Annotated in this window: 17 protein-coding genes; all 17 read right to left on the reverse strand. The window is 31.6% G+C overall.

Annotated features, from left to right (window positions below; all coding sequences use genetic code 11):
* Positions 1–20: 20 nt before the first annotated feature.
* Positions 21–713 (reverse strand): CDP-alcohol phosphatidyltransferase family protein, encoded by a 693-nt coding sequence (locus C2I06_RS13955; RefSeq protein WP_123258240.1) that lies wholly within the window; start codon positions 711–713, stop codon positions 21–23.
* Positions 697–2,145 carry a CDP-glycerol glycerophosphotransferase family protein gene (locus tag C2I06_RS13960; RefSeq protein WP_123258241.1) on the reverse strand — a complete coding sequence of 483 codons (1,449 nt, stop codon included), beginning with the start codon at positions 2,143–2,145 and terminating at the stop codon, positions 697–699. The genes C2I06_RS13955 and C2I06_RS13960 overlap by 17 nt, the downstream gene beginning before the upstream one ends.
* 34 nt (positions 2,146–2,179) lie before the next feature.
* On the reverse strand, positions 2,180–3,187 hold the full coding sequence (locus C2I06_RS13965; protein WP_123258242.1) for a glycosyltransferase: 1,008 nt from the start codon (positions 3,185–3,187) through the stop codon (positions 2,180–2,182).
* Positions 3,188–3,211: 24 nt separating this feature from the next.
* Complete coding sequence (locus C2I06_RS13970; protein WP_123258243.1) at positions 3,212–4,636, reverse strand: CDP-glycerol glycerophosphotransferase family protein; 1,425 nt, start codon at positions 4,634–4,636, stop codon at positions 3,212–3,214.
* Positions 4,637–4,703: 67 nt separating this feature from the next.
* Positions 4,704–5,741 (reverse strand): TylF/MycF/NovP-related O-methyltransferase, encoded by a 1,038-nt coding sequence (locus tag C2I06_RS13975; protein WP_164463700.1) that lies wholly within the window; start codon positions 5,739–5,741, stop codon positions 4,704–4,706.
* A gap of 20 nt (positions 5,742–5,761) precedes the next feature.
* Positions 5,762–8,605 carry a 6-hydroxymethylpterin diphosphokinase MptE-like protein gene (locus C2I06_RS13980; protein ID WP_123258245.1) on the reverse strand — a complete coding sequence of 948 codons (2,844 nt, stop codon included), beginning with the start codon at positions 8,603–8,605 and terminating at the stop codon, positions 5,762–5,764.
* Positions 8,606–8,660: 55 nt separating this feature from the next.
* Complete coding sequence (locus C2I06_RS13985; protein ID WP_123258246.1) at positions 8,661–9,668, reverse strand: UDP-N-acetylglucosamine 4,6-dehydratase family protein; 1,008 nt, start codon at positions 9,666–9,668, stop codon at positions 8,661–8,663.
* 14 nt (positions 9,669–9,682) lie between these two features.
* Positions 9,683–10,273 (reverse strand): DUF8042 domain-containing protein, encoded by a 591-nt coding sequence (locus C2I06_RS13990; protein ID WP_123258247.1) that lies wholly within the window; start codon positions 10,271–10,273, stop codon positions 9,683–9,685.
* 155 nt (positions 10,274–10,428) lie between these two features.
* A complete protein-coding gene (locus C2I06_RS13995; RefSeq protein WP_123258248.1) occupies positions 10,429–11,553 on the reverse strand; it encodes a flagellin N-terminal helical domain-containing protein in 1,125 nt (374 codons plus the stop codon).
* A 146-nt stretch (positions 11,554–11,699) separates the two neighbouring features.
* A complete protein-coding gene (gene csrA, locus C2I06_RS14000) occupies positions 11,700–11,933 on the reverse strand; it encodes a carbon storage regulator CsrA (protein WP_095330271.1) in 234 nt (77 codons plus the stop codon).
* Positions 11,933–12,382, reverse strand: coding sequence for a flagellar assembly protein FliW (fliW, locus tag C2I06_RS14005; protein ID WP_095330270.1), 450 nt, complete (start codon positions 12,380–12,382; stop codon positions 11,933–11,935). Before fliW ends, csrA begins: the two co-directional genes overlap by 1 nt.
* A 119-nt stretch (positions 12,383–12,501) precedes the next feature.
* Positions 12,502–13,647 carry a flagellar hook-associated protein FlgL gene (gene flgL / locus C2I06_RS14010; RefSeq protein ID WP_095330269.1) on the reverse strand — a complete coding sequence of 382 codons (1,146 nt, stop codon included), beginning with the start codon at positions 13,645–13,647 and terminating at the stop codon, positions 12,502–12,504.
* A gap of 45 nt (positions 13,648–13,692) precedes the next feature.
* Entirely contained in the window at positions 13,693–15,342 is a 1,650-nt protein-coding gene (flgK, locus tag C2I06_RS14015) for a flagellar hook-associated protein FlgK (protein ID WP_095330268.1), read from the reverse strand.
* Positions 15,343–15,353: 11 nt separating this feature from the next.
* The gene (locus C2I06_RS14020) at positions 15,354–15,839 is read right to left on the reverse strand and encodes a flagellar protein FlgN (RefSeq protein WP_123258249.1); all 486 of its coding nucleotides are present in this window, start codon (positions 15,837–15,839) and stop codon (positions 15,354–15,356) included.
* A 21-nt stretch (positions 15,840–15,860) separates the two neighbouring features.
* Complete coding sequence (gene flgM, locus C2I06_RS14025; RefSeq protein ID WP_095330266.1) at positions 15,861–16,115, reverse strand: flagellar biosynthesis anti-sigma factor FlgM; 255 nt, start codon at positions 16,113–16,115, stop codon at positions 15,861–15,863.
* Positions 16,116–16,394: 279 nt separating this feature from the next.
* Positions 16,395–16,832, reverse strand: coding sequence for a YaaR family protein (locus C2I06_RS14030; RefSeq protein WP_095330265.1), 438 nt, complete (start codon positions 16,830–16,832; stop codon positions 16,395–16,397).
* Positions 16,833–16,997: 165 nt separating this feature from the next.
* The gene (locus C2I06_RS14035; protein ID WP_095330264.1) at positions 16,998–18,407 is read right to left on the reverse strand and encodes a flagellin N-terminal helical domain-containing protein; all 1,410 of its coding nucleotides are present in this window, start codon (positions 18,405–18,407) and stop codon (positions 16,998–17,000) included.
* Positions 18,408–18,418 lie beyond the last annotated feature (11 nt).

The raw sequence follows: 18,418 nt of genomic DNA on the forward strand, positions 1-18,418 counted from the left end.
ACATTCCTAAATTTAATTTCTTAAAGTTTTTTCCCTCTATAAATTATGGAAGTTTTTACACACTCCCATACTCTATAAATCCAGTCTAGATTCTTCAAAATTATTAATAGATAGATAAGTATATCTAATTCGTTCATGATTGCAAACAAAGAAATCAAAAAATAAATAGTAAATATATCAAAAGAAGGGATAACCCCTCTAGTTAAAAACCACTGTTTCCATTTCGACCGAATTACTCCGTATTTTCTAATAAACGGCAATATATAGATTTGAACTGCTAGATGATCAATAATAAATGTCAAAATTAATAATCCATCTATCCACATAGGTTCATTTGTTGCTAAAATAATTCCAATTAAAACAACAGCTCTTACAAGCCGATCTGTATATGCATCTAATTTTGCTCCAAATACTGTACATTGGTTAGTTAATCGTGCTAAATTCCCATCAGCTCCGTCAATAATATGGTGTAACTGCAATAGTATTCCGGCCAATATTAATTGTTGGAACATCATTGATATTCCTGATCCAACACCTAAAAGGCCCGATATAATCGTCACTGTATTTGGTTTTAACCGCAAATCATATACAAGCTTTGTAAAGAATGGATCAATTAAATGAGCGTAGTATTTATTAAAAAAATATTCTTCTGGTCTTCTTTTCTGAACTACATACCGAGATCTAAACGTCCTGTAATTACTGACTATTTTCATTACTATTTACACTCCGAAATACTGAAATAAAATCTTCTCCACTTCTTAAACCAGCGTTTTCTAAAAAAGAGATTATTTCTTTTTGATGGCTCGCAACAGTTATTAATATCTTTCCTTTTACTTGCGGAGGAATGACCTCAGTGTTCTGCACCAATTTCCCGTGTTTATTTATATCTGAATCATAAATGCTAGAAATATTGAAGCCTTTTGCTGTAATCCAAGAATACAGAACCTGTCCAATTTCTCCAGCTCCCCAAATTGTTAAATGATCATTTTTATTGCGGAGAATAAAATGATGAATCCTTTCATCATCTAATATATGAAAATCTTTAGCATCTTTCGATTGTATTTCAGTAGAAGCCAATATCTCTTTCAATGCATTTACCGCTCTTTTAGGAGCTTTACTATCATTGAAGCTATATAATTCTTTTAAAAGACCAGAATAAGGAACTTCTTCATTTTTCATAGAAGTTTCTATCAAATCTAGTAATTTATTTATATCTTGTGTATGAGGAAGTATGTTTCTGACCTTTATATCAAGACTTTCTAAGTTACTTTCATCCTCTTTTTCTTTTGTGTATACCGCTATATTTTTCATATTTTGCAAATTGGTAAATCCAGTATTCCCCTTATTTTGATAAGGGTCCAACAATACTATAGGCTTCTTAAAAAGCATTGCATCAAAAATTGCTCCACTATGATCACTGATTACAGCATCACATTGACTCAACAAATCAAAAAGGTCATACTGTTCATCAAATATAAAGACATCTTCTGACTTTAGAAATTCATCCATTTTTATGTTATTATCGGAAAGCACATTACCATGGTGCAATTTTATTAAAACTGTATAATTTTCTTTTAGTTTCTCAAGCGAGGTACTAAAAAGGTTTAAAGATGATAAATCTGCCCATGTAGGACAATAGACCACAACAGGCTTATTCACTAATGTTCTACTAAAAGCCTTCCCTTGTATATCTAGTAGTTCTTGTTTATAACTCTCTCTATTTCTTGGATGACCTATATTTATAACTTTGCTGAACTTTGCTAATCTTTCCTCAGCATACGGCCCATAACTTAAAATCAGATCAAACCCTTTATTCCATTCAGCATAATTCCAACTGTCCTTAGCATAACCATAAAGACATCTAACTTTTATTATCTTATTATCCAATAATTGAAATCCTGGTAAAAAATATGGGGCAATAATCATATCGAATGAAATTTGATTACCAAACACCTCTTCAAAGCTACAATAATTTATGTCATTATTCTGAAAGTACTCTTCCAGCTTTTCAAATCGCCCATTTACGTGTCTAGGAGTATAAATGATAAACATTACTTCCATTTCATTTTTCCTAAGCTCTATAGCAATCCGTTTAAGATGTATATAATGGAAAATGTTCGTACAAGCTATTCCTATTTTTTTCAAAGCATAATCTCTTCCTTTTGTATTTATAGTGTTCTTATCTATATACCATGAAGTCCACTTCTGATTGGTAATCAAATTGTTGAAGATAATCAATAATTTGAAACATTCCTGGCTGAGAAGCAACTATTACTTTATTGATTTTTTTATTATCGATAATCTCGGGTGAATACACTTCTATGCCATCAATAAGCTTCCCTTGTAATTCAGGATTCGAATCAATATATCCTTTCAAATGCCAACCTCGCTTAACTAATACCTCATATACTGACTTTCCAAATTCTCCAGACCCCCAAATATAGATTGATTGATTGTTTTTAAATTGATTTAATTGTTTTTCTTTGATTAAATATACACATTCATCAAATAAGTTTTTCTTCCGAACAGTTGTGGAATTTATAGATACTCTTTGGTTTACTAAGGTCTCATTTAAACTTCCCATCAATAAATTATCTTCATTTAATCGATAAAATAAATCATAATCCTCACACAAGGGAAGATTACGATAACGATACCTTTTTAATACTTCCGTCTTAATCATCATAGTTGTATGCGGAATGCAACAAAACCACTTTAATCTTTCAGCTATTTTTTCTTCAGTCAACGTAGAGTTTTTGTATGGCTCTATGTACTTTTTAAATGTCTTATACCTTTGACTTCTTTCTATTTCCAAATTATCCGGGAAATACTGATAAGATGTTTTGGATAGAATTATCTTAGGATTATCTAACATAAAAGATAACTGCTTTTCAAATCTTTCTGGATCTTGAATATCATCAGCATCAATTTTTACTACATAATCTCCGATACTTTTATCGATGCCAAAATTCAATGCCTTTGGAATACCAACGTTTTTTTCCAAAAAGAAAACGTTCATTCTAGAATCCTTATAGCTTTTGAGGATATCAGCTGTTCCATCATTGGAGCCATCATCCACAACAATAAATTCAAAATCGGTAAAAGACTGGCTTAAAACACTATTAATTGTCTCTTTGATATGTTTTGCACCATTATATACTGACATAAGAGCTGTTAATTGTACCAATTAGCTTCACCTCTTTTTATAAATTCAAAGGCTTTTTGCCATTAAGTATTCATCAATACTTTCCCATACTCGCTGACTAGCTTTATTATCCAAAAACTTAAACACTAAATTCCTTATTTGCTCTCTATGATTGACATATGGGTCATTACCATCTATTAAGGAATAAATATTACTTTTAAGCTCTTCAAAACTATTAACTGTAGGACCAGGAGTAAAATATTGATAAGGCTCTAACATGAATCCTCTATTTTCTGTATATTCATCCAAATCTGTTGGTGCAAAAATAACTGGTAAATCAATTAGTAAAGTGTCAAAAAATATCGATGAATAATCTGTAATTAATAGTTTCCCGCAGCCTAATATTTCATATAGATGTATTTTATTCTGCTTCAATATATCTTCTGAAAGTAGAAATACCCTTTTTTCTTTAAAAATCTCCAAATCTTTAAATTGATTATACTCATTAGGATGTAATTTAACTATTAGGTAAAGATTTTTTTCTTCTAAGAGTTCTAATAACTTTTTAGTACTTTCGTCTTTAAAGCCTATAAGTTTTTCCCATTCTTTATAAGTTTCAACTCTAAAGTCCTTTCCTTTTCTCCATGTTGGCAAATAAAATACTATATTAGATGAGTCTAGATCCATCCCTATTATTTTCTCCAATTTTCCCAAGCTATTTTCTTCAAAAAGTAAATCATTTCTCGGCATCCCAGTTATCTTATATTTTTTTGGGTTAGTCGGAAAACAACTATTAAAAAAAGTATTATAAAGTTGAGAATATGACATAATCAATTGAGTATGATCTGAGCGGTGATTAATATGGTTAATTAGATCTCCTGTAGCTCTATTTTCTTGAATATATCCTATTTTTTTCAAAGGAAATCCATGCCACATTTCAATATTTATATGTCTGCCGTCATAAATACCATCGAAATGTGAAGTACATAACACATCATATCCCATAAGATCTCCAACATTTTTTTCCTCAATTAAAGAAACTTCATATTTTCCCTTGAATTCTCTAGGCATATACTTATAAAGAGCATATCCATTATTATTTGAATAATTGTAATTTATAATGCCTATTTTTATTTTTCGACCACTAGGTTTGTTATCGAGAGTAATAGACTTTAAGATTTCATTATATTTTTTAGTGATATTATAATGATGGACAGCTATATCCATTGGAACTATTTTTTTATGATGGATTCCCATATCTAATAATTGGCTATATATCTCACTTGAGAATTGACTTGCAATAACGACATAATCAAAATTTTGGTTTACTATTTCACTAGCTGGAAAAATGACATGGTTTCGAAAGGTTAAATTATGCTTACTTTCGTTATTATCACTAAAGCCAATAATATTCACCTTAGCAAAATCAAGAATCTCTAAGAGCTTCTCTGAACTACTACCAGTTCCAAAAATAATAATATTAAATTTCATACATACACCTTCACTATTAATATAACGTTTAACGTATTTATTTTAAGGATATGACTTATTCAAGCAACTATTTCGTAATTAAAACACTTCCAAAATAATCACTAATTGGAGTATAACTGATGTTTTCATTTTCACAATAATCTCGCACAGCACTTTTTACACCCTTATATTTATCAAAATTATAGTCATGAACTAAAATATAGCCACCTTTTGATAAACGCTTATAAAAATATTTTAGCCCTTCTAATGTAGGCTGGTACAAATCTACATCAATGCTGACAAAGGAAAAGCATTCATCCTCTAATCCAATTGTAGTCTCAGGAAAGTAGCCTTTTCTTACAATAATATTGTCTGGATTTTTAATTTTTTTCAAAACAATTTCTAGATTAGTATCCTCAAATCTTCCAGCTTTAGCTATAGAATAATTATTTATTTCTTCCAAATGTATGTCTTTTTCTGAAAAGCCTTCAAATGTATCAAATAAATAGAATCTTTTTTGAGGGAATAGATCTCTAATAATTTTTGTAAAGTCGCCTTGATATACTCCTAATTCAGCTATGCTTCCTTTTACTTGCTTATATTCAAGTTCGCGTGATAATAATTCAAGAGTAGATAAACGAACATAATCATTTCCCTTTAAGGCATAGTCTGGATATTCCATTAAATTGATCTTTCGACTTTCCCTAATACCTTGATTTATAGAGTATAGCCCAAAGTCATTAAATATCTCAGGCAAGTATTCAGGTTTTAAGGCCTTTTTATATCTCTCATATTCTTGATTTTTTTTCACATGGAATTCTCTAAACTGTTTTTGCTGCATTGTTCGACGCAAAGGGATGATTATTTTTTTATTATCAATTCCCAATTTCAGCAATTGATTTTGCATTTCCTCAGCGTAAGTAGAACTTCCAATAATGATAAAGTCAAAATCATATAGTCCTAAATCATTTGGCGATATTATTTGTTTGTTATTATATTCCACTTTTTCAACTAACTTTTTATTATCAATATATCCTTCAATTGATACTTGATCTGCGTTGATATATTTTAAGATTTTTTCGGCTCCCAATCCTGTTCCGAAAATAAACACTTTGATTTTTTCCACTTGGATTACCATCTTTCATTTTATACTTTTATTTTTTTTATAATTAGCACTGGTCTAAAACCCCATAGTCTCTGAATATCTTTTTCATCAATTTCAAAAAGCGTGTTTTCTTTAAAAATATTCATTTCGTTGTTTGTATAATAGCTATATACAGCTGATTTACCTTCTTCTTGATCAATAAAACTATGTAAACCATATGACTTATCTACATTTCTTTCATGATTCCAGACATTTTCATCATTCGCTACGATAGTATTATTCAAATTTGAATTTTGGATATATAAAATCCATTCATCAATATCTCTATTAACTTGAGGCAACCGAATTCTTGTATTCAATAAATTATCAATATGAACATTTTGATCAAGACCTTCTTTTAGCCTTTTAAAACTTACAGAATTTTGGATATTTCGATCAGCAATTAATTTTTTATTAGCTCCATCTTCATCTACCATAATAAAATAAAAATCTCCATTCGGATTTCCCATTGACTCGTTTGGAATAAAATCAACTGTTTCTTTTCCAAGATTATCAAATGTTCCAATTCTATTATATGTTGCAGTATAGTGGCAGCGAATTTTTTTACCGATTTCTAGTTCATCTATCGTAGTTACTTCATTTACATGTAGTACTCTTTCGTTTTCTTCCACTTCTACACCTAAAAACCAGAATATAGATTTCTCTAATAAACGGATTTCAACCTGATGCTCTTGGTTTTCAAGATTACTAATTTCAAAAACACTAGCTTTAATTTCGCTAATATTTTTAGTACTGCTATTAACAGCCTCACCATCAATTAATACTTGTATACAGCTATTGTCTGTGACTTTTCTACCTATAAGTCGCAGATACTTACCGGTAAATCTAAACTTTATTGTGGAGTAATCTGTATTAGTTTCTTGTTTAAATAAGTAAATTCCACTATTTCTATATCTCTTTTTTACATGTCCTGTAAAACTAAAACATCCATTATTTACATCATAATATTTATAACACTTATGATTTATATTTTTATATAGCTGATAATGTTCCCTTAAAATAAGTTCAGTAATCCGCTCAATTGTTTCATTACATCTCTCTAAAAACGGTCTAAAAGACTCAATTAAAACTTTTGCTTTTTCTATATCATTACTTTGTTTTCTTATATTTGCAGCCTTTAAGCTTAATGATTGAAAATGAGAACGATTTATCGGATAAATATAAGTAATATAACACTCATTCATAATGATTTTTTTCATTATTTTATCAAACTTCTGGAATTTCTTTGCAAGTTGCGAACCATTTTTCTTCACTAGTTTATTTTGTATATCACTTAATACAACTAGAATTTCCTTATATAACTTTTGAAAATTCTCCATGGATTGTTCCATTTTGTTTATATACTTCAATATGTGATTTTCACTATATTCTTTTTGCGTATTTTTAAACCAGTTTTCTTGCACCACAGGAGAATGCAGTCTATTTTTAGTAAAATCTTTTAATGGTATAAATTCAGTGCCTGCGATTGCAGCTCCACCATTTGTTGTATTTATTACCTCGACATTTTTATATTTTGCAATATAGTACTCCATGTTCTCTAGCATATTAATGAAGGAAGGAGAGGATTCTATATCCATTCCATATACATCTTTTACAATAGTAGTCTTAGTTCGATCAGTTTCTTGTAATTGAAAAGACCTGCCTCGATCTTTATACTGAACTTCTTTAGAATAATATTGGTTATTTCTGTATGCTAAATTTTGACCAACAAATACTACTGGAGAACACCCTAATTTAGCTGCTAATTGGAATGTCACAGAAGCAATTGTTGGAGCATCTTCGATAAATTCAAAGTTCATTCCATTTTGATTTTGCAAATAATATTTACTTACAGTATCTTGGCTTGTAAACATATGCAACTTCGGACCTTGGAATAAATTTAACGTTTCAAATCCTACGCTCGTACCATATATCATAGGAATAGATTCAATACCTTTTTCTATAATACTTGAATACACATTATGATTATGACCTTGAGGATCATAAGTAGTTACTGCATCTGGTATGATATTTTGAGCTATTAGCGCCTTATTAGCAGAACCAACAGCAAAAATATAGGCTAGTTTATGTTGTTTTATATATCTTAAATTCTCATATTCTTCTTCTAAAGATGGACCAGCTGAAACAATGATTAAAGGTTTTTGCTTAAAGAGTTCTTTATATGTTTGATTTAAGATGTTTGGAGTTTTTATCGTTGTAGAAAAATTTAAAAGGCTATTTATTGTCCACCTAGTACTAAATTTAGTATCGATATAAATTGATTGTTTTTTATATTCAACTGCCATTTTAAAGTCTTCCATAAAGTCTGCAAATTCATCTTTAAAAATTTGTTGATAACTCGGTAAAATAATTAATAAAATTCTTTCCTGTATTTCTTCTGTTAATTTTATTAAAAAATTTCGGCCCGCTTCTCTCGATGTTTCGACAAATATATTCTTTATTCTGTATAAAGGTATATCTACATGTTCAGCATATAATTTAAATATATTGATTTTAGGCTCATAAATAGAGAATTTAAACATGGGATTACGCTTTGTAAAAGCCTCAATATGATAACCTAACCCAACACCATAGAATAATACATGGTCATAATCACCCATATTCTCTTGGAACTGTTCAATAAATTTTTCCGCTTCACTTTTCGGGTCATATTTGCTATGAACAAATCGTGAACGGCCTTCCTTATTTACTTGTATAGTAGGAATTCCTGTTCGTGTTTCAATTACTTGATAACTCGTATCATCATCTTCTATTGAATCTATATTGATTAAATTGAAAAGACTTGGATTATATTCTCTTAAAACAGATAAATTTTTGCTTTTCAAACTATCATATCCTTTATTATTAATTGTTAATTAAAATGTTTTTCGTTAAACCAAATCAGATAATCATTTCCTTTAATATCCAATTTCTCAATATTTCTTTTTCTATTGCTTTTTCTTTAGAAACAATAGGTATTTCTTTAATTAGAAAACTAGCATGATCTATCTTGTATTTGGTATATGTTGGAGGAATTATATACATATTATTTGTTTCGTATGCAATTCTTATTTCATCTTCTGTCATGAGTTCTTCATACATTTTTTCCCCTGGCCTTAAGCCAATTTCTTTTATTTCAACTCTATTGTTTAATTCGAATTTATTTGAGATTTCTTCCATTATAATCTCAGCTAAATCACCTAATTTAATTATTGGCATTTTCAATACAAAAACTTCTCCACCAATTGCTTTTTCATTTGCTTCAAGGATAAGCGAAATAGCTTGAGATGGAGTCATCATATAACGAAGCATTTCTTTGTTGGTAATAGTTATATACCCTTTTTTCAAAATCTGCTTTTTAAACAAAGGGATAACCGATCCTCTTGAACCCATTACATTTCCAAATCGCACAGAACTAAAAATGGTTTTTTTGGGTCCTTTTTGATAATTAGCTGCAGAAATAAGTCTTTCCGCTGTTAATTTTGTTGCTCCATATGCATTAGTAGGAGCAATCGCTTTATCTGTACTTGTAAATAGGACTCTTTTCACACCAGCATCTAATGCTGCTTGAATGACATTCTGTGTTCCGATAACATTTGTCTTCACTGCTTCAAAAGGATTATATTCACAAGCAGGCACATGTTTCATTGCTGCTAAGTGAAATACAAAATCAATATCTTCCATTGCCATTAATAATCTCTGTTGATCTCTTACATCACCAATTAAATACCTAATATTAGATATACTTCCCAACTCTTGCTGCAGTTCAAATTGCTTATACTCATCTCTGCTAAATACTCTAACAACTTCTGGACTGCATTTTAGAAGTTCCATTAAAAGTTGCTTACCAATTGTTCCTGTTCCACCAATTATTAAAATCTTTTTTTTATAATACAGATTTTTATACATTTTTTTACTCTTTTCTATTTTTTAATAACTTGAAATGTCTTTTCGGTAATCGATACAATTACTTCATATTGAGGGAGAACTTCATAAGAAATAATATCTCCAATTAAAATAAAATCCTGATTCTCCATTGCATCCAATAAATTAGGTAATTCTATTTCCAAATGATTAGCTATTACTAATAATTGTTGTTTATATTCATCTAATTCTCCATTACTAATACTTTTTATCGTATTATATATCCAGCTTAATCCTTCTAATAAATCTTGAAGCAACCCCCATGATTCTTCTGTTGGGGATTGATAAAACTGCTCTGTAAGCTGCTTAATAATAGGAATAGCACGGTTACTATATTCGTTTAGAGATACAGTTAAGTCATTAATAAATTCATCAATTGTTTTCGTTACTAATTCTATTTTTTCAATTGTATTGATTTGCTCCATAATTTGTTCTTCAAAATCGCTATAAACTTCTTTTCCATTAATAATTAAGTGACTAAAATATAATTTGTTTTTTTCTAAGTCTTCATTAATTTTTTGTATAAGAATTTCTATGTTATCCACATTATTTTCATAAATAAGCATTTCACTGGATAGATGTAATTCCATTTAGTAACCCCCAACAACGTATTCTACTTACTATATCGGTATTATTTCAAAGAGTTGAATAAGAAATAGAAGATAAATAATGGAAGGAAAGATATCGAAGAGATATTAAGACAAAAAATGACTACCGAAAACTCGGTAGTCATTTGCTATAATTATTAACCTAATAATTGTAATACTGATTGTGGACGTTGGTTAGCTTGAGCAAGCATAGATTGAGATGCTTGAGAAAGAATGTTAGACTTAGTCATTTCCATCATTTCTTTCGCCATGTCTACGTCACGTACACGAGATTCAGCAGATTGTAGGTTCTCTGCAGAGTTACCTAAGTTACTGATTGTGTGCTCTAAACGGTTTTGGAATGCTCCAAGCTTAGAACGCTCAGCAGAAACTTGGTTAATAGCTGCATCGATAGTTGAAATTGCAGAAGTAGCTTTTTTATGATCACTGATATCTAAAGCATATACTTCAGCACCAGTAGCGTTACCAGCATCAGTAAGTTTATTTGCAGCGCCTGAAGCAAATTTAGAATCTGCTGATTTTGCAACAAGCTCTGCACCCACAGTTGTTCCATTTTCAGTTAATACTTTAGGTGCTCCCTTAACTGTTGCTCCACTAGCAGAAGAATAATCTTCAGTTCCTGCTGTACCACCAGTTACCCATGTATTTTTTTGTCCAACTTGGTCTGATTTACCAATTTGGGCTGTTGATCCTGCTGTTCCAGCAACACCAAGTGCTTCAGCACGCATATCGAAAATGTCTACTGTAAAGTTTTGTTGTGAGTTTGCACCAACTTGTAAATGTAAACCATTTCCACTTTCTGTGTTACCAGCAGTTGCAACTCGCTCACCATCTTTTAATGCTTGTGAACCATTAAGAAGTTTCTTTTGGTTAAACTCAGTATTGTTACCAATACGGTTGATTTCAGAAGTTAATTGGTTCAATTCTTTTTGTAGCTCTTGACGGTCTTGATCTGTATTTGTATCGTTAGATGCTTGTGTAGCAAGTTCACGCATACGTTGCAGAATAGAATGCGTTTCGTTTAAAGCACCTTCAGCTGTTTGGATTAAAGAAATACCATCTTGAGAATTACGTTGTGCTTGGTTTAAACCGCTGATTTGTCCACGCATTTTTTCAGAAATTGCTAGACCAGCTGCGTCGTCTCCTGCACGGTTAATACGTAAACCAGAAGATAATTTCTCCATAGATTTTGAAGCATTTACTTGGTTTGAACCCATTTGGCGATAAGTATTCATCGCTGATAAGTTATGATTGATAATCATTATTTGTTTTCCTCCCTGAATATAAATAGTTCCACATCCATGTGGTTAGCCGGTCATTTCAAAAAGTCGGCCGCCTTCTTGAATTGCCGTTCTATTAAATATATCGTCAGGAAATTATTTATGTTTAGTATATTAACAATAAAAATCTAATTATTTTTTCCTAATTGATTAGTAAGATTTTTTACGAAATCAACAGAGGCAATTCCCGCCTCATTATTCTCATTTTGGATGGCAACATAGACTTCTTTTCTATGTATTTCAATATGTTTCGGTGCTTCGATTCCGATTTTTATTTGCTCTCCTTCAATTGCTAGGATTGTTATTTCAATATCATTTGCAATTTTTATCGATTGATTTACTTTCCGTTTTAATACCAGCATTATTTAGAACCCTCCTTTTGTTCCTTGAAAAGAAAAAGTTCATGTTTGGTTTGATAATCTGAATCTACTAGTATGACTTGCTTGCCTCTTTTCAGCCTATCATTTATGACAATTGGTCCTTGAAGATTAGCTGTAATGCTTTTCAGCTCTTCTTTAATGGTTAATAGAGAAAAGATGACTACTTCTTTTGTATCTTGTATTTTTAATAACTCTTTTACCTCATCGGAAATTTTCACTGCGTATTCTTTAAAATACAAAAATGGATCTATCATGACAAAAGCTAATAAGGGGGTTGCTACTGATTGAAGTACGAAAAGGTCTGCTCCTCCTTCTAAAGGCAATATATAAAATTCCTTCTCCTCTTCAAAACCAGGTAATCCTTGTTCAAATCGAATTATTTTTTCTTTTTCTATAGCAACATTCCCATGAAATTTCGTTTTTATTTCCACTTTATTACCACCATTCTCATTTTAATTTATTATTTGCATCCAGTTAAAAAAAATTCTGTTTACCATCCTATCTATAGATAATTCTATTATAAAGGAAAAAAGCTATCCAATCGGACAGCTTATCGTAAAAAGTCTACTAATGATCTTTGCATAATTTGCGCTCCTACTTGAAGTGATGCATTATGAACCAGCTGCTGTGTTAAGTAGCCCATCACAGCTTCTTCAAAATCCATATTTTCATTCTCAGAAAGTGTTTGATTCGCAACAACCTCTTGCTTCTTCAATCTACTTTCAACCATTTCAGCACGATTCAATTGTGCTCCTAATTGAGACTGTGTGGAAACAACATCCGTTATATATCCATCAATTGCATCTAATGATTTAGTAATTTCCTTGCCTGTTGCATCGGGGTCCAAGATCATTTTCTTAATTGCCTCAATTCCACCAAACATATCTAATGAAAAAGCATTACTTGAAGTTATGTTAACAGGGATAGATATACCTTTTGAGACTTCTAATAGCACTTGATTTGAATTCGTCGAAACAGCAGTATCTTTTGAAATAACAATACTTCCACTATCTATTTTCTTTTCAGCAGCAACTGTTTCTCCATCTTTATATGGTAATTCTTCTTGATAGGTATATGTTATTTCTCCTGTATTTCCATCAATTTCAATCGAAGAGCCATTTTTATTTTTAAACATATTATCTGTACTATCATAGGTATATTTATTTCCTTGATAGTTTATTACATATTCAGAAGGATTAATAGACCCATCTGCTAAACCAGCTTGAAATCCCTCAAATTCCATATCTATTTGATTTAAATTCATGGGAGAGGAAGCTGTATCAGTTCCATTAAAAATATACTTATCCCCTACTTTTGTTTCTGCCAATGTTACTAACTGTTCTTGTAATGTGGTAATTTCATCGACAATATTCTTACGTGCCGTTTCATCATACGTATCATTTGACGCTTGCACTGTCAATTCTCTAATTTTTTTTAAAATTTGATTCGAGCTATCTAGAGCTGTATCAGCATTTTCCATCCAGTTATATCCTTCATTAAGGTTGCGCTGATATTGTTTTATCTCCGATACTTGTGTACGATAACGCATCCCTTTCATAGCTATAACAGGGTCATCAGAGGGTCTAGTTATTTTTTTTCCCGTTGTAATTTGATCAGAAAGCCTTTGTAAATCCTTATAGCTATTACTAATGTATTTCATATTATTATTGGTAAGCATTGATTGAGTTACTCTCATTATCTATTACACTCCTAGTTTTAATTAGTTAGGAAATAGAAGTTTTTATCTTCCTCCGACACCCATTCCATTAATAACTTTATCAAGCATTTCATCCACGATTGTAATCATTCTTGCCGCTGAATTATATGCCTGCTGGTATTTGATTAAGTCTACCATCTCTTCATCAATTGATACACCACTTACAGACATTCTTGATTGCTCAACTGAAGTCTTTAATATTCCTGAAGTCTTTTCCATCCTATTTGCCTCAGAAGCTTGTTCTCCTAATTTGCCGATAACCCCTTGATAAAAGGCTTGGACATTTGTTTTATTCCCGCCAAAATCAAGAATCGAATCCTTTACTTTTGAAAGGTTTAAGGCATTTGTTCCATTTCCAGCAGAGGACTCTGTAGCAGCTGCTATGTTATCTACATCCTCCAAAATTTCCTTGGACAATACAATACTACCAGCTGCTCCTTTTGGATTATCAGCTGTTATATTGCTATCTGTAAAACTAAAGAAGTCAATATCTTTGGCAGTTCCATCTTCTATTTCATTTAAACTATATCCACTTCGGTGAACCTCATTAAAAGCTGTTACAAACGTATAGACCATTTCATCTAAATCGTCAAACATAGCATTATATGTGCCCTTTATTTCTCCGCCTTCCATATAACCGTAACCTTCAATTACGCCTTTCAGCTTCCCTTGACTATTTAAGGCCTTGAAATCGTTTAAAGTATATACACCATTTGCAGCATCAGCATCAGCATCCGTTTCTATTCCATCAAACTTACTTTTAGCAGTCGGGTCATCATTTAGTTTAAAAAATTTAAAAGAGGTAACTGGGCTGTCTAATTCTTCTCTACTATCAAATTGGATATGGATGCCATTTGCTGTTCTTGTTGATGCATCTATTAGTTTAATAGGCTGACCATTAGAATCTGTTAAGATATCCCCCTCAGGTGTTGCCATGTATACATCATAAAGTCCCTCAGCACTTGCCCGAGCTAATCCGCCGCTGGACTTAGCTTCTACTTTAATATTCATCATCGTAGAAAGAGAATCAAGCAATCTATCACGTTCATCATATAAGTCATTAGGCAAATAGCCATTAGGCTCCACAGCACCTATTTGCTGATTCAATTGATTAATTTGCTTCAACACACTATTAATATTATCTTCTGTATTTTCTAATTCATTTCTATTATCTTTTTGAATTGCTTTTAAAGAAGAATACATATATTTAAACGTATCCGCCAAAGCAGATCCACGTTCTCTAACAACTCTTCTTGCCCCTTCATTTTCTGGCTCTGTCGCTAAATCCTGTAAGGAATTCCAAAATTGATCCATACTATTCGAAATCCCTGTTCCAGATAACTCATCCATAACATTTTCCATTTGTGATAACATTTGTGCCTTCGAATCCCAATATCCCAATTTACTAGATTCTTTGCGATATTGCATATCTACAAAGCTATCTCTAATTCGTTCAACCTGATCAGCTTGAACTCCAGTCCCCAAATGACCTGGCATTACCGGACTATTCTGACCAACTGTAGGAAATCCTTGTGTAGCAGCTAAACTTACTCTTTGTCTCGTATAGCCTAATGTATTAGCATTTGCAATATTATGCCCAGCTGTAGCAATAGCTGATTGCTGTGTTGTCAAAGCACGCTTTGCAGTTTCTAAGCCCATAAAGGTTGAAACCATTGATTCTCCTCCTAAATCTTTGATTCAAATATCGAAAATCCTTCTTTTTGATAAGGATTTTTCGTCTCTGACCGATTGTAATTATATGTGTCTATATCTGGCTTTAATAAATCAAGAGAGACCTCAATAAATTGCAGAGATTGGTTAATAAGTTGTTGATTTGTGTCATTTTGCGTTTTTATTAATCCCAGCACTTCTACCAGTTTCTGTTTTATTTCCATTAATATCTCTTTCGTTTGATCGTCAACCATTTTTATAACATCATTTAATGTTGTCTGCGTTGATTCATTACCTAAAAAATTATTACAATTCACTTGCAATTCTTGATCCTTTTTTTGAATAGCTTTAATATACTTTTGTTCTTTGCCTGTGATTACTCTTAATTGATCTGTATCGCCTTTAATAAGGATGTCTTTTTTTTCAAAAGAAAGTTGCAACAGATCTTCATGCAAGGAAAGTATGTCTTTTAACGAAGCTTCAATCTTTTCGGTCTGCATCCGAAATCCTCCTATCTTTCCTTAGCTCTTTTTCCAGAATGATAGAATTTTTTCAGCAACTTCTTTTGAATCTACTTGATATGTTCCTTCACTAATTTGCTTTTTTAGCTCTTGAATTTTTTCTAGTCTTACTTCATCTTGTGTACCTTGAAGTTCTAACGCAGCTTTTGATATTTCCACTTTGTCTTCTTTTTTTATGTTTTGTGCAGTTGCATTTTTTTCCATCTGCTTTTTATATGGATTCATATTTACCGGATTATAATTATTAATTTTCATTTTTACACTCCTCTACAGAAAATTTGACCTTATGTTTCATATATGGAAATTTACTATACTCATCTTTCAGTTCTTATTCTTCTATCTTCTATATCGGTCAAAATTTTTCCTTTTAAAGACTAAAACTTGTTTTTATACAAATTAGACTGATATTCCTATTTCTATTCTAACCAGTCTATTCATATTTCATGTTCAATTTAGTCAAAATATCCCGATATAATAAAAAAGCAGCATAGAATTCCTGGGAATTCACTTGCCGCAATAGTTCTAATTACTTATTCAAGTATATATATTAATTAAAAGACCTTGGATTTCACCAACTGATTGTAATATATCTAAACCGTTTTTTTCTTTGTCTAATAAGGTATTGGTTAAGTCCACCAGCTTTTTATCCACTTCTTTAACAATTTTATATACTTTCGTTCTTCCTCTTCGATTAAAACCACTCTGCTCTTCTAGTTTCAAAGCATTGTTAACCGCTTCATCCATAAAATCTTTTACCATTTTTTTGTATCTGCGCAAATCATCTACCGTACGGTGTTCCGATAATTTTTTCCCTTGTCCCTCAATTTCTTCTACTAATTTTGTTAATTTGTCATAAACTGCCTGTTGACGATTTTTAGAAATAACTTCTTGAAAAGAAATACTCTCTGCCGGCAAATTATCTTTACTTTTTATTTTATCCGTACTTGTCCTCGATACTCTTTGTACTTCCATATATAAACCTCCCTTTCATAATTATAAATATATTTAGATTTCCAAGAGAAGATTGTTAATGTAGTTAATTTTATATTTATTACACACATATAGCATTTATATTATCATAAAATAGAAAGAAAAAAGCTAGTCCATCTTTTACCAGGACTAGCTTTGATTTAATAATTACGATTGTAGAAGCTGTAGAACTCCATTTGGTAATTGATTTGCTTGAGCCAGCATCGCTTGAGCTGATTGATTCAAGATATTATTTTTTGTAAACTCGGTCATTTCTTGAGCCATATCTGTATCACGGATACGAGATTCTGCAGATGTTAAGTTCTCATTTGTTACTTGCAGATTGCTGATTGTGTGCTCTAAACGGTTTTGGGTAGCACCTAGTTTAGCACGAATGGAAGAAATTTGGTTAATCGCTTGGTCGATTTTGAAAATTGATTTGCTTGCATCATCATTTGAAAGAATATTCAAATTATTAATCCCCAGCTTTACAGTGCTTAATTGCGGGATATCAATATTCAGATTCTGATTTGTATTGGCACCAATTTGGAATGTTAGAGCTTTGTTTGTTAAATCAAATTGTGATGAACCCTCTTTAACATTCGCTCCAAAAGATAGCTTCAATCCGCCGTGCTCAACTTCTCCATTTCTTGTAATAAGCTCTTTAGAGAAAGTAATTGGAGTAGTAGAATCGTCACCATTCACTTTAGAAACAGATAATGTAACTTTAGATTCTATTTGAACTTTAGCTGTACCATTTCCAGTAATTTGTGCTGTGTCTATCTTTATTTTCTTGCCAGTCTCTGTTCCAATTGTCTCAGTTTTTCCATCTTCACCTACTACTGCTGCAAGCTGGCCAATAGAAAATCCACTTGGATCAAAAATTTCAATATTGGCGCTTCTTTTTGTTCCATCATCCTGATATCCTGTAACCACCACAGAATATTCTCCTAATGCTAAGTCACTGTCTGGATCCATTGTAAGAACATCTGAGGAACTGATTCCCGCACCTGGTTGATTTAATGTATTAACAAATTGCGGAGTTCCAGAAACTGCCACTTCGTATTTGCCTGTTGCCAAAGTTGGATCTACTACTGTAGGAACCTGCTTTAAGTTTGTTTTTGCCTGTTCTCCATCAAGGAATTGTGTATCAACTGCACTAGAACCATCTAATAGCTTACGTGTATTAAATTCAGTTTTAGCGGCAACACTATCAATCTCTTTTAACAGCTGATCAATTTCTTGTTGAATGGAATTACGATCTGAATCGGTATTTGTGTCATTTGCTGCCTGTACAGATAGTTCACGCATACGTTGAAGCATTGAGTGCACTTCATTCATTGCTCCTTCTGCTACTTGCATTAAAGAAACACCATCTAGTGAGTTGCGTTCTGCCATAGATAAGCCTTTAATTTGCGAACGCATTTTTTCAGAAATCGCAAGTCCTGCTGCATCATCGGCTGCACGATTGATTCTTAAACCAGAAGATAATCTTTCTAGGTTTTTGGAAGTATTGAATTGGTTTTGGTATAGATTGCGGTAAGCATTCAGCGCCTGAATATTGTGATTAATTTTCATTTTAATATGCT

Origin of the sequence: Niallia circulans (assembly GCF_003726095.1) — a bacterium.
Lineage (GTDB): Bacteria > Bacillota > Bacilli > Bacillales > Cytobacillaceae > Niallia > Niallia circulans_A.